This window comes from Micromonospora sp. NPDC048843, from assembly GCF_040649965.1.
Classification (GTDB): domain Bacteria; phylum Actinomycetota; class Actinomycetes; order Mycobacteriales; family Micromonosporaceae; genus Micromonospora; species Micromonospora hortensis.
On record NZ_JBEZGJ010000204.1, the window covers coordinates 1 to 11,557 of the forward strand.

Genomic DNA, 11,557 nt, shown 5'->3' on the forward strand with positions numbered 1-11,557 from the left:
GACAGGCGATCCGTCCTCGATCTGGCCGACGCCGGTCACGCCGCGGCGGCCGTGGAAATGGTCGTCGCGCCTACTCTGGTGCGCTCACGCGGTCGTCTGCTGGCGGGTCTTCCGAGCGGTGTCGACCAGGTCCCAGACGACGATCGCGGCGGCGCCCACAGCGATGGCCAGGCCGAGGGAGTTCCGGTTGTCTGCCTCCGCCAGCCAGCTGAGCCGCTCGCCGAGGGCCGGGTTGAGCAGTCGGTCGGAGAGCGCCAGCCACGCCAGCGGCACCGAGAAGGCCAGGTTGAGCAGCGCCTTCATGCCGAACAGGGCCCAGGTCCAGCGGTCGATCCGGTACTTGACGACTTCGAAGATCACGCTGAGCGCCAGCACCACGATCAGCGCCGGGAGCCAGAACGACCAGAGCGCCGGGTCGAGGATCGGGATGTTCTCGCCGTCGGTGCCACGCACCCAGGAGTGGTAGTGCTGGAACGGCAGGTACGCGATGGTCAGCACCAGCATGATCACCGATGCGATGGTGTCGGCGAGGGGGATGCCTCGTCGCACCGGTGCGTCGGGCAGCTGGTCCACCGTCCACTCCGGCACGTCCACGGCCGTCTGGGTGCGCTCGATGATGGCGAAGGTCACTGTGAGCCAGAAGGTGATCTGCACGGCCACCTGCATGGCCGCGACGATGCCTGGCCCGATGGCCCCGAAACCCTTTCCTTCGGCCGCCTCGACCACTGTGACGATCGTGCCGACGAGCGCCGGGATGAAGCTGAGTAGCAGCTTCAGCAGGCGCAGCCAGAGCAGGTAGTAGGTCGGGCCGATGAGCTGCAACCGGCGGTCGGCGTACCGGGCGGCCAGCACGTCCGGGTTGCCCAGCTCGGTGAGCACCTCCCGCTCGGCGGTGGTCGCGTCCTGCCCTCCATCGGTCCGGCCCTCGATCATGTCGTCGATGGAGGCCCGCAGCTCGTTGGCGATCTCGTCGCGGCGCTGGGTGGGCACCGATCGCAGGGTGGCGGCGAGGTAGCGGTCGGTCAGGGTGTTCATCGGTCCACTCCTTGGATCAGCCCGGTGATGGAGGTCTGTACGGCGGCGAGGTCGTCGAGGAGCCGGTTCAGCATCGACTCGCCCTCGTCGCTGGTCCGGTAGAACTTGCGCGGTCGGCTCTCTTCGGTGTTCCACTCGCTGGTCAGCAGCCCCTGGTCCTCCAGGCGGCGCAGCAGCGGGTAGAGGGTGTTGGCGTCGACCGGGAAGCCGTGGTCGCTGAGCCGTTGCAGCAGTGCGTAGCCGTAGTCCGGTCGGCGTAGCGCGACCAGGCTGGCCACCACGACGGTGCCTCGACGCAACTCCTGTAGGTGCGTCCGTAGAACGTCCTCGCTAACCATGTGTCACACCATACTGTGTGGCACACACTGTTGTCTAGCCCGACATCATCGTGTCCGCCCAGCCTCCCCTTCGGGCCGATACGACGTACGGGGCGCCCGGTCGACACCGGACGCCCCGTACCTGGGAAAAGTCAGCAGGACACGCCCTGCCGGAAGTTGCGCTCGACGAAGCTGGCCGGGCCGACCTGGAAGTAGCCGACCCCCGGCCGGATCGGGTGCCCGGTGAACAGCTCCACCCGCGAGCCCGCCCGGACCAGGTACGCCTCGGCGTCCCCCGCGTCGTTGCGGATCAGCGACCCCCGCCAGCCGTAGATCGCCTCCAGCTCGTCGAAGGACATGCCGACAGTGGCACCGGCGGGGGACCGCGGCGGCGCGGTGGCCGTACCGACCTCCACCAGTCGTCCGTCGCGGAAGGCCAGCAGGATCACGCCCGCCCAGGAACCGGTCGCGCCGGCGTGCACCACCCCGCCGCAGGTCGGCACGGTCCAGTCGATGTGTCCGTTCGTGGTGAGCGACGCCAGGCTGGCACCGATGCGGTACACACCGACGCCACCAACGCCGAGCACCTGCGGGTGGGTGTGCCCGGCGGCGGCGACGAGCGGACCACGGGCCGAGGCGGGCGCGGTGCCGCCGGGCAGGGGTGCTGCCGCCGCGGGGCCGGCGACGGTCGCCGGGACGAGCGTGCCGAGCGCCAACGCGGCGGTGGTGAGGAGGATCGCGGGACGGTTCATTGTGGCTCCTTCGGTGATGGGTCTCCTGCCCTGTTAGTCACCGCGCCAGGGCCAACGGTTCGTCGGGATTCCGACCGGCCGGGTCTACTGTGCAGAGGGACGCCGACCGACCGTGCTGGCCGGGGGTGAGACGGTGACGGCTCCACTGCTGATCGGGCCCTACGCCGTCGAGCGACTGCTCGGCGTCGGTTCGTTCGCGATGGTCTGGCTGGGCTACGACCGGGCGCTGGACGCGCACGTGGCGATCAAGGTGCTGGCCGAGAACTGGAGCCACGACCTGCGGGTGCGGGAACGCTTCCTCGACGAGGCCCGGTTGCTGCGCCGGTTGGAGCACGAGCGGCTGGTCCGGGTGCACGCCGTCGGTGAGCTGCCCGACGGCCGCCCGTACGCGGTCCTGGCCTGGGCGGACGGGGGCAGCCTGCGGGACCGCTTGGCCACTGGCGAGATCCCCGCGCCGACCGCGTTGTGGCTGCTCGGCGAAGTCTGCGCCGGGGTCGCCGTGCTGCACCGCCACGGCGTCGTGCACCGTGACCTCACCCCGGGCAACATCCTGTTCCGCACCGCCGGCCACGGCGGCGCGGAACAGGTGCTGATCGCCGACCTCGGCCTCGCCAAGGCGCTCGCCGCCGCCTCCGGGCTGACCGCTCGGGCCGGCACCCCGGGCTACATGGCCCCCGAGCAGGACGATCCCGGCGCGGTGGTCGACACCCGCGCCGACGTGTACGGGCTCGGCCGGCTCGGCCTCCGGTTGCTGGCCGCCGACCCGTCGAGCGCGAACCCGACCCGGCCCGAGCCGCCTCGGCGGGCCCCGGAGATCCGACTCCGGGACGGCGTGCCTCCGGCGGTCGCGGCGGTGCTCGCCCGGGCCACCGCCCACCGCCCGGCCGACCGTTACCCCGACGCCGCGACGGTGCACGCCGCGTTGGTCCGCGCGAGCGCCCCGGCTGCGGCGGCCGGTCCCGTGCGGCGACAGCCGTCACCCCGGGTGAGGGCGCGCCGCCGGTTGCGGCTGGCCGGGGCCGCCGTGGTGGCCGTCGCCGCGGTGGGTGCGGTGGGCGCCGAGGCAGGTGGCGTCGGGTCTGCTCGGCCAGTCATCGGCACGTACACGGCCGGGCCGTTGACAGTGGCGTTGCCGCCCGGCTGGTCCGCCACGGGTGCCACCTGGGCCGGTCAGTACGGTGCCGACGGTGATCCCGAACCGGCGCTGGTGATGTCGCCGCAACCCCGCCGCTGGGCCGCCGACCCCCGCCTGCCCGGCGCGTTCGTGGGCCTCTCCGCCAGCACGGCGGCACGCACCACGCCGGCCGGGTTCCTGGCCGAGCGCACCCACGGCGACTGCACGTCCGCGCCGCCCCGAATCACCTGGCAGGCGGGCGTCGAGTGGACAGTGGTGGCGTACCGCTGCGACAGGGGTCGTCCGCAGATCATCGAGTCGGCAGCCCTGCACCCCGGCCGACCCGCCCTGGTGTACGTGCAGATCGTCCCGCCCGCTGACAGCGGACCCGACTTCGTGGACACCCTGCTCGCCGGAGTGCGCCTGCGGTAGGTGCGGCGAACCGGCCCGGCGGTGACCCAGCCGCCGCAGAGACTGTCGATGGACACCTTCGTCGCGTTGTGCGACATCCTTGGATGCACCCCGAACGACCTGATCGAACCGCAGGTGGTGAACCAGACCGTCCGCAAGGCCGCCGCCGACGGTTGCGCTACCGGCACCGCCGACCACATCCGGATGGGATTGGGCGATGCTGCCAGCCGTGCCCTGCTCAAGGTCGAGCAGATCATCTGTACACGATGCGGGCGACCGGGCGACCAGCTTCTGCTCGCTGCCGTGGGCTCCACGAGACGGCCATAACTGGCCCCACCACGGGCCGGCTTCGCCGAGAGTCAAGTAAGGGTGCGTGAGAGCCAAGGCTACTGGTGTTGGCGCATGGCAGTGCGCGGATCTGCCGATGAGCGCCTGCTCACGTGCGCCATGAATCGCCGGACGAGACTGCGCGTGTCGCTGGGTTGAGGTCGCTACTGAAAGTCCTCGGCGTGGTCGATGGCCCATTGCGAAAACGGCAAGGCGGGCCGACCGAGCACCTTCTCCACAGTGCGTTTGGGGCGAGGAGGCTTGTCGACCTGATCGCGCGACACGATGAGTTGAATCTCTATGGAGTCCTCGTCGTAACCCAAGGCCCTCCACCGTGCGATGGCCTGATCCTCACTGAGTTGTTCAAGCCGCAGCGGTCGACCGATCGCCTCCGCCAGATCACGAACCCGGTCGGCCGCGCTGATCGCAGCCGGGCCGGTGGTCAGGTACCGGGCGCCATCGTGGCGTTGATCAAGGAGGGCGGCGACCGCGACCGCGGCCACGTCCCACTCGTGCACGTACGGATACCGAGCGGTGGGGAAACCCTCTCGCACCACGCTGTCACTACGAATGTCCTCAGCCCACTGCCACGAGGCGGCCATGAGCCCCGCCGGTCGAATGTGCGTCCAACCCAGTCCTGTTGCCCCCACCGCCTGCTCCCATGCGAGGAAGTGGCGACTAGCGCGGGGCTGGGCCCGTTCCCACGGTGCGGAGGCCGAGGACAGCACGATGATCCGCCGAAGTCCGGCGGTCCTGATTCGCTCGAGAACTTCGCGATTTGGTGCGCCGGCAGGCACAAGCAGCATCGCGTCGATTTCGACCAGAGCCGCGTCGAGCGACTCGGGGGCAGTGAGATCGCCGAACGCCACGTCGACCGCGTCAGGCACCCCAGCCGCTTTCGTCGGCGGCACGAGCGCCCGCGTTCGGACACCAGCGTCGAGAAGGCAATCAATGGCAACCCGGCCGACGACCTCGGTCGCCCCAGTGACGAGGACCCGCGGCCGGACTCCGCCGTCGCCAATCATTGGTACTTGCCCCCTCGGTAGATTACCGACGTTGACGGATCACCTAATCGATGACCCTACATGCCGCCGACAGGTATGACACCTCAATAACGACCACCCTCATTTGTTGCAGACAACGCGCGGGTCGGTGCCATTGCCGATCGATAAGCACCAGCGCCGACTACGTTCGCAAACCGGGAGGAGTGACAGTCAGCCCGTGGTGGGGGCCAGTTGTGGCCGTTCCCGTGGAGCCCATCTCGTCCCGTCAAAGCCAGTCGGGATCTCCACTGGCACCAGGGCCCCAACCTGGGCCGGGCCTCGCAGCACCAAGTCACCCTCATGATCAGGGAATGGCGCAGGAATCGAATACGTGTACTCCACCTGTGGTCTGGCGATGACCACAAGGTAGATGGCCGCGACGAGAGCTGGATCGGCATCACCCAGGCGCTGCTCCTGTTGTCGACACTGTTCGCGGTGTGGGTGACCACCACGTTGATCACGGACAGCTACAGCCCTCGGAGGCAGCCGGTCCCACTGCTGATCCTGGGCACCATGTTCGGCCTGATGCTGATGGCCGCCGCGCTGCTCACGGCGTTCGGTGACCACGGGTTGATCTTCAGCGGTACCTGGGTCCCACCCGGCCCGGCTGGCGTCGCCGCCGGTCTGGTGCTGCTGGGGGTCGCCGCCGCCGAGTTCCTCCGCGCCCGGCGTCGATCCCGGCTAGCGGACCACCACTGTGATGGTGTGCTCCCGGCCGTCCTTGGGGATCGTGACGGCGACGGTGCCGGCGCGGACGAAGCGGATGTCCACCACGCCCGCCTCGTACTGCTGGGAGACCAATTCCGGGCGGTCGACGGTGACGAGCCCCGGCCCGATGCCCTGGATGCGCAGCACCGCACCGGTGGCGAAGCAGAGCGATTTCAGCAGCTCGATCTCGGTCTCGGCGAGCGGCAGGTCGTAGCGGACAGCGCCCTGACAGGCCGGCGTCGCGTCGGTCGGCGGGGGAGTCGTTCGGGGCGTACCCAGTGTTCTGGTGGGTGCGGGCGGTGCCGGGCGCGCGCTGGCCGGCGGTGGTCGGGATGGCGACCCGGTGGGCGCGGGGATCGGGAGAACCGCGGAGGGGGACGGCGGCGAGAGGGTCGGGGTCGAGAGGGTCGGGCCGGCCGGTTGGACGGGCAGGGGCGAGACGGCGTCGGCGCCGCAGGCGGCGACCCCCACGGTGGCCGCGAGGACGACGACCCGGCGGAACGACCTGCGGTTCATTCCGCGCCGAGCCGCTGCCGGACCTGGCGCCGGGCCAGGTGCAACCGGGACTTCACAGTGCCCAGCGGCACGTCGAGCAGGGCGGCGATCTCGGGGTAGCTCAGCCCCAGGACATCGCGAAGGGCGACCACCTCGGCGAGATCGGGATGCACCGAGTCGAAGGCGTCGAGCAGGTCGAGGCGGGTGCCCGCGACCACGCTGGTCCGTCGGGGGTCGGCCTGGTCGGGCAGCGGCACGCCCTCGGCCTCCAGTCGGCAGCGGCGGCGCAGCGTGCGGTACGTGGAGCGGGCCCGGTTGACGGTCAGCCGGTGCAGCCAGGTGCGGAACGAGGAGCGCCCCTCGAACCGGGTGATGCCGCCGGCCAGCGCCAACAACGTGTCCTGGCAGGCCTCCTCGGCGTCCTCCCGGTTGGGCAGAAACCGGGCGCACAGCCGCAACACCTCTGGGCGCACCGCGACCAGCAGGGCGTTGAGCGCGGCCGGGTCGCCGTGCGCGGCGGACCGGGCCAGGGCGTCGATGTCGTCCGCGTCGGGCATGCCGGGTGTCCAATGCTCGCCGGTGCCGATCCCTGAGCGTATGACAGGTGCCGCGGCGGCGGCCCCGTACCGTCCGGCACCCGACCCGAAACCGGCGCGCTACCGAAATGCGAGCTAGTGCACTGCCCTTCAGCCGGGTAGATCGGTTCTTCCCGTCGACCCGTATGTGCTCGGACTGCGGCCGGATCAACGACAAGATGGCGCTCAACGTCCGGACGTGGGGCTGCCCATGCGGCAGCCTGCACGACCGAGACGTGAACGCCGCCAGAAACATCAGGGCCGCCGGACGGGCGGACCTCAGCGACCGTGGAGCGCAGGTAAGACCGGCACCCGTGCCGGCACCGCGCAGCGAAGCGGTAACCCGCCGGGAGCGTGCCCCTTCGGGGGTGCAGCAGACCGGAATCTCCGCCCTTCAGGGTGGAGAGGGCGTCAATCGAAGCGGGACACGTCCCCGGCGCCCCGGCGCAGGATCTCCGGCTCGGGCCCGGACAGGTCGATCACTGTCGTCGGCTCCTTGCCGCAGTCGCCGGCGTCGAGCACCGCGTCGAGTTGGTGGTCGAGCCGTTCCTTGATCTCCCAGCCCTGGGTCATCGGCTCCTCGTCGCCGGGCAGGACCAGCGTGCTGGACACCAGTGGCTCGGCCAGCTCGGCCAGCAGCGCCTGCGTGACTGTGTGCCGGGGCACCCGCACGCCGACGGTCCGCTTCTTCGGGTGCAGCATCCGGCGGGGCACCTCCTTGGTGGCCGGCAGGATGAACGTGTAGCTGCCCGGGGTGGACGCCTTCACCAGGCGGAAGACCGAGTTGCTGATCTGCACGAACTGGCCGAGCTGGGCGAAGTCGTGGCAGACCAGCGTGAAGTGGTGCCGATCGTCGAGATGCCGGATCTGCCGGATCCGGTCCAGCCCGTCCTGGTTGCCCAGTTGGGTGCCGAGCGCGTAGCAGGAGTCTGTCGGGTAGGCGACCAGCCCACCGCCGCGGATCAGGTCGGCGACCTGCCCGATGACCCGGGGCTGTGGGTTCTCCGGGTGTACGTCGTAGTACCTCGCCATGCTCCGAGACTAGGCGCACGCGGGGAGGATCAGGAGACGAGGGCCACCCTCGGCGCGGACGGTGGAGCCGCCGAGATCACCTCGGTAGGGTAGGTCCCGGTCGGCTCCGACCAACAAGATCCACACCGCCGGGGGGCGCCACGCATGGCTGATTCGTTCGCGCATCTGCACGTGCACACCGAGTATTCGATGCTCGACGGAGCGGCCCGACTGAAGGACCTGTTCGCCGAGGCCAAGCGGCTGGGCATGTCCGCGGTGGCGATCACCGACCACGGCAACATGCACGGCGCGAACGACTTCTACAACCAGGCGATGGCCGCCGGGATCACCCCGATCCTGGGCGTCGAGGCGTACGTGGCGCCGGAGTCGCGCTATCACAAGGCCCGGGTGAAGTGGGGTCGCCCGGAGCAGAAGAGCGACGACATCTCCGGTAACGGCGCGATCACCCACAAGACCATGTGGGCGAAGAACGCGCAGGGCCTGAAGAACCTGTTCACCCTCAACTCGCGCGCCTCCATGGAGGGGCACTACGTCAAGTGGCCCCGGATGGACATGGAGCTGATCGCCGAGCACGCCGAGGGGATCATGGCCACCACCGGCTGTCCGTCCGGCGCTGTGCAGACCCGGCTGCGGCTGGGCCAGTTCGACGAGGCCCTCAAGGTCGCCGCCAGCTACCAGGACATCTTCGGCAAGGACAACTACTTCCTGGAGATCATGGATCACGGCCTCTCCATCGAGAGCCGGGTCCGTGAGGGGCTCACCGAGATCGCCCGCAAGCTGGACATCCCGCCGGTGGTCACCAACGACTCCCACTACACCCACGAGGCGCAGGCCACCGCCCACGACGTGCTGCTCTGTGTGCAGACCGGCAGCAACATCGACGACCCCAACCGGTTCCGGTTCGAGGGTGGCGGCTACTTCATCAAGAGCGCCGACCAGATGCGCGCTGTGGACTCGTCCGAGCTGTGGCAGGAGGGCTGCCGCAACACCCTGCTGGTGGCCGAGAAGGTCGACCCGAAGGGCATGTTCGAGTTCCACAACCTGATGCCGCGCTTCCCGGTGCCCGAGGGGGAGACCGAGGAGTCCTGGTTCCGCAAGGAGACCTTCGCCGGCCTGGCCCGCCGCTATCCGGGCGGCATTCCCGAGGGGCACGTCGTCCAGGCCGAGTACGAGCTGGGCGTCATCAACCAGATGGGCTTCCCGTCCTACTTCCTCGTGGTCGCCGACTTCATCCAGTGGGCGAAGAACCAGGGCATCGCCGTGGGTCCGGGCCGTGGCTCGGCCGCCGGGTCGCTCGTCGCGTACGCGCTGGGCATCACCGACCTTGACCCGATCCTGCACGGCCTGATCTTCGAGCGGTTCCTCAACCCGGAGCGGGTCTCGATGCCGGATGTCGACATCGACTTCGACGAGCGTCGGCGCGGCGAGGTGATCAAGTACGTCACCGACAAGTGGGGCGAGGACAAGGTCGCCCAGATCGCCACATTCGGCACGATCAAGGCGAAGGCCGCGATCAAGGACTCGGCCCGGGTCCTCGGCTTCCCGTACGCGGTCGGCGACCGGATCACCAAGGCGATGCCGCCGGCGGTGATGGGCAAGGACATCCCGCTCACCGGCATCTTCGACAACAAGCACCCCCGCTACGCCGAGGCGGGCGAGATCCGCGGCCTGTACGACTCCGACCCGGACGTCCGCAAGGTGATCGACACGGCCAAGGGCATCGAGGGGCTGATCCGGCAGACCGGTGTGCACGCTGCCGGCGTCATCATGTCCGCCGAGCCGATCATCGATCACATCCCGTTGACGCGCCGCGACGCCGACGGGGCGATCATCACGCAGTTCGACTACCCGACCTGCGAGTCGCTCGGGCTGCTGAAGATGGACTTCCTCGGCCTGCGCAACCTGACGATCATCGACGACGCGGTCAAGAACATCGAGCTGAACCACGGCCGGAAGCTCGACCTGCTGGGCCTGCCGCTGGACGACAAGGCCGCGTACGAGCTGCTGGCCCGCGGCGACACCCTGGGCGTGTTCCAGCTCGACGGTGGGCCGATGCGGTCACTGCTGCGGCTGATGAAGCCGGACAACTTCGAGGACATCTCCGCCGTCCTGGCCCTGTATCGACCCGGCCCGATGGGCGTCGACTCGCACACCAACTACGCGCTGCGAAAGAACGGCCTCCAGGAGATCACGCCGATCCACCCGGAGCTGGAGGAGCCGCTGCGGGAGATCCTCGCGCCCACCCACGGCCTGATCGTCTACCAGGAGCAGGTGCAGCGGGCCGCGCAGATCCTCGCCGGCTACACCCTCGGTCAGGCGGACCTGCTGCGCCGGGCCATGGGTAAGAAGAAGAAGGAGATCCTCGACAAGGAGTTCATCCCGTTCCGGGACGGCTGCCGCGAGCGCGGCTACTCCGACGAGGCGATCCAGGCGGTGTGGGACGTCCTGGTGCCGTTCGCCGGGTACGCCTTCAACAAGGCGCACTCCGCCGCGTACGGCCTGGTCTCCTACTGGACGGCGTACCTGAAGGCGCACTACCCGGCTGAGTACATGGCCGGGTTGCTGACCAGCGTCGGTGACGACAAGGACAAGATGGCGCTCTACCTGGCCGAGTGTCGCCGGATGCGCATCCAGGTGCTGCCGCCGGACGTGAACACCTCGGCCGGGCCGTTCACCCCGGTCGGCAAGGACATCCGCTTCGGCCTCGCCGCCGTCCGCAACGTCGGGGCGAACGTGGTCGCCTCGATCATGCGCTGCCGGGACGACAAGGGCGACTACGGCGACTTCTACGACTTCCTGTCCAAGGTGGACGCCGTGGTCTGCAACAAGAAGACAATCGAATCGCTGATCAAGGCGGGGGCGTTCGACTCTCTCGACCACCCCCGCAAGGGCCTGCTCGCGGTGCACGCCGACGCGATCGACGCGTACGCCGACGTCAAGCGCAAGGAGGCCGTCGGCCAGTACGACCTGTTCGGCGCCGGCTTCGGTGACGCCGACACCGGCAGCACCACCGTGATGCCGACCATCGGCGACAGCGAGTGGGACAAGCGCGACAAGCTGGCCTTCGAGCGGGAGATGCTCGGCCTGTACGTCTCCGACCACCCGCTGTTCGGTCTGGAGCACATCCTCAACGCGGCAGCCGACACCACCATCGCGTCCCTGGCCGAGGAGGGCGGGGTGCCCGACGGGGCGGTCGTCACCCTCGCCGGCATCCTCTCCGGGGTGCAGCGCCGGGTCACCAAGCAGGGCCGGGCCTGGGCGTCGGCCACCCTGGAGGACCTGGCCGGTGGGGTGGAGGCGCTGTTCTTCCCCAACACCTACGAGGTGATCGGGCAGTACATCGCCGAGGACGCCATCGTCGTGGTCAAGGGTCGGGTGGACCGCCGCGACGACACCCCACGGATCATGGCGATGGACATGTCCATGCCGGACGTCAGCACCAGCGCCACCAACAAGCCGGTCACCCTCACCATCCCGGTGCACCGCTGCACACCGCCGCTGGTGGAGAAACTCAAGGAAACCCTGGTGCTGCACCCCGGCGACACCGAGGTGCACGTCAAACTCCAGAACGGCGGGCGCACCACCACCCTGCGGCTGGGTCCGTTCCGGGTGGCGGCGACGACCGCGCTGATGGGTGACCTGAAGAGCGTTCTCGGCCCGGCCAACGTGAGCTGAGCCGGCCTCGGTCCGGCCCGCCTGCCCCGGCCCGACCCCAGCGGACAGACCCCCGCCCGCGCCCAGATAGAGG

Annotated in this window: 10 protein-coding genes and 2 pseudogenes; 5 read left to right on the forward strand and 7 right to left on the reverse strand. The window is 69.6% G+C overall.

Features of this window, described 5'->3' with window-relative positions; translation table 11 throughout:
* Window positions 1-84: 84 nt before the first annotated feature.
* The 3 genes from AB0C20_RS31450 to AB0C20_RS31460 all read right to left on the reverse strand — a co-directional run bounded on the left by AB0C20_RS31450 (window position 85) and on the right by AB0C20_RS31460 (window position 2,104).
* Entirely contained in the window at window positions 85-1,035 is a 951-nt protein-coding gene (locus AB0C20_RS31450; RefSeq protein WP_357187167.1) for a permease prefix domain 1-containing protein, read from the reverse strand.
* The gene (locus AB0C20_RS31455) at window positions 1,032-1,373 is read right to left on the reverse strand and encodes a PadR family transcriptional regulator (protein ID WP_091401756.1); all 342 of its coding nucleotides are present in this window, start codon (window positions 1,371-1,373) and stop codon (window positions 1,032-1,034) included. Before AB0C20_RS31455 ends, AB0C20_RS31450 begins: the two co-directional genes overlap by 4 nt.
* 131 nt (window positions 1,374-1,504) lie before the next feature.
* Complete coding sequence (locus tag AB0C20_RS31460) at window positions 1,505-2,104, reverse strand: hypothetical protein (RefSeq protein ID WP_357187163.1); 600 nt, start codon at window positions 2,102-2,104, stop codon at window positions 1,505-1,507.
* A 133-nt stretch (window positions 2,105-2,237) separates the two neighbouring features.
* Here AB0C20_RS31460 and AB0C20_RS31465 point away from each other — a divergent pair, with 133 nt between their 5' ends.
* Both AB0C20_RS31465 and AB0C20_RS31470 read left to right on the forward strand, forming a co-directional pair.
* Window positions 2,238-3,650, forward strand: coding sequence for a serine/threonine-protein kinase (locus AB0C20_RS31465; protein WP_357569347.1), 1,413 nt, complete (start codon window positions 2,238-2,240; stop codon window positions 3,648-3,650).
* A 48-nt stretch (window positions 3,651-3,698) separates the two neighbouring features.
* Window positions 3,699-3,956, forward strand: a complete 258-nt coding sequence (locus AB0C20_RS31470; RefSeq protein ID WP_357569348.1) for a hypothetical protein — start codon at window positions 3,699-3,701, stop codon at window positions 3,954-3,956.
* Between the two features lie 164 nt (window positions 3,957-4,120).
* On the opposite strand, the gene AB0C20_RS31475 is transcribed toward AB0C20_RS31470, so the two are convergent.
* Window positions 4,121-4,981 carry an NAD(P)H-binding protein gene (locus AB0C20_RS31475; RefSeq protein ID WP_357569349.1) on the reverse strand — a complete coding sequence of 287 codons (861 nt, stop codon included), beginning with the start codon at window positions 4,979-4,981 and terminating at the stop codon, window positions 4,121-4,123.
* 318 nt (window positions 4,982-5,299) lie between these two features.
* Between AB0C20_RS31475 and AB0C20_RS31480 the strand changes: the two are divergent.
* Window positions 5,300-5,578 (forward strand): annotated as a pseudogene (locus tag AB0C20_RS31480) (low temperature requirement protein A); the annotation flags it as partial.
* A 102-nt stretch (window positions 5,579-5,680) separates the two neighbouring features.
* Here AB0C20_RS31480 and AB0C20_RS31485 read toward each other — a convergent pair.
* Both AB0C20_RS31485 and AB0C20_RS31490 read right to left on the reverse strand, forming a co-directional pair.
* On the reverse strand, window positions 5,681-6,223 hold the full coding sequence (locus AB0C20_RS31485; protein WP_357187150.1) for a hypothetical protein: 543 nt from the start codon (window positions 6,221-6,223) through the stop codon (window positions 5,681-5,683).
* Window positions 6,220-6,759: an RNA polymerase sigma factor gene (locus AB0C20_RS31490; RefSeq protein WP_238682975.1), complete on the reverse strand. Its 540-nt coding sequence runs from the start codon at window positions 6,757-6,759 to the stop codon at window positions 6,220-6,222. Before AB0C20_RS31490 ends, AB0C20_RS31485 begins: the two co-directional genes overlap by 4 nt.
* A 107-nt stretch (window positions 6,760-6,866) precedes the next feature.
* Between AB0C20_RS31490 and AB0C20_RS31495 the strand changes: the two are divergent.
* A pseudogene (locus tag AB0C20_RS31495) lies at window positions 6,867-7,025 on the forward strand (zinc ribbon domain-containing protein); the annotation flags it as partial.
* Between the two features lie 163 nt (window positions 7,026-7,188).
* Here the strand turns inward: AB0C20_RS31495 and AB0C20_RS31500 are convergent.
* On the reverse strand, window positions 7,189-7,809 hold the full coding sequence (locus AB0C20_RS31500; protein WP_357187147.1) for an L-threonylcarbamoyladenylate synthase: 621 nt from the start codon (window positions 7,807-7,809) through the stop codon (window positions 7,189-7,191).
* Window positions 7,810-7,953: 144 nt separating this feature from the next.
* Between AB0C20_RS31500 and dnaE the strand changes: the two genes are divergently transcribed.
* On the forward strand, window positions 7,954-11,484 hold the full coding sequence (dnaE, locus tag AB0C20_RS31505) for a DNA polymerase III subunit alpha (protein WP_357187144.1): 3,531 nt from the start codon (window positions 7,954-7,956) through the stop codon (window positions 11,482-11,484).
* Window positions 11,485-11,557: the final 73 nt, after the last annotated feature.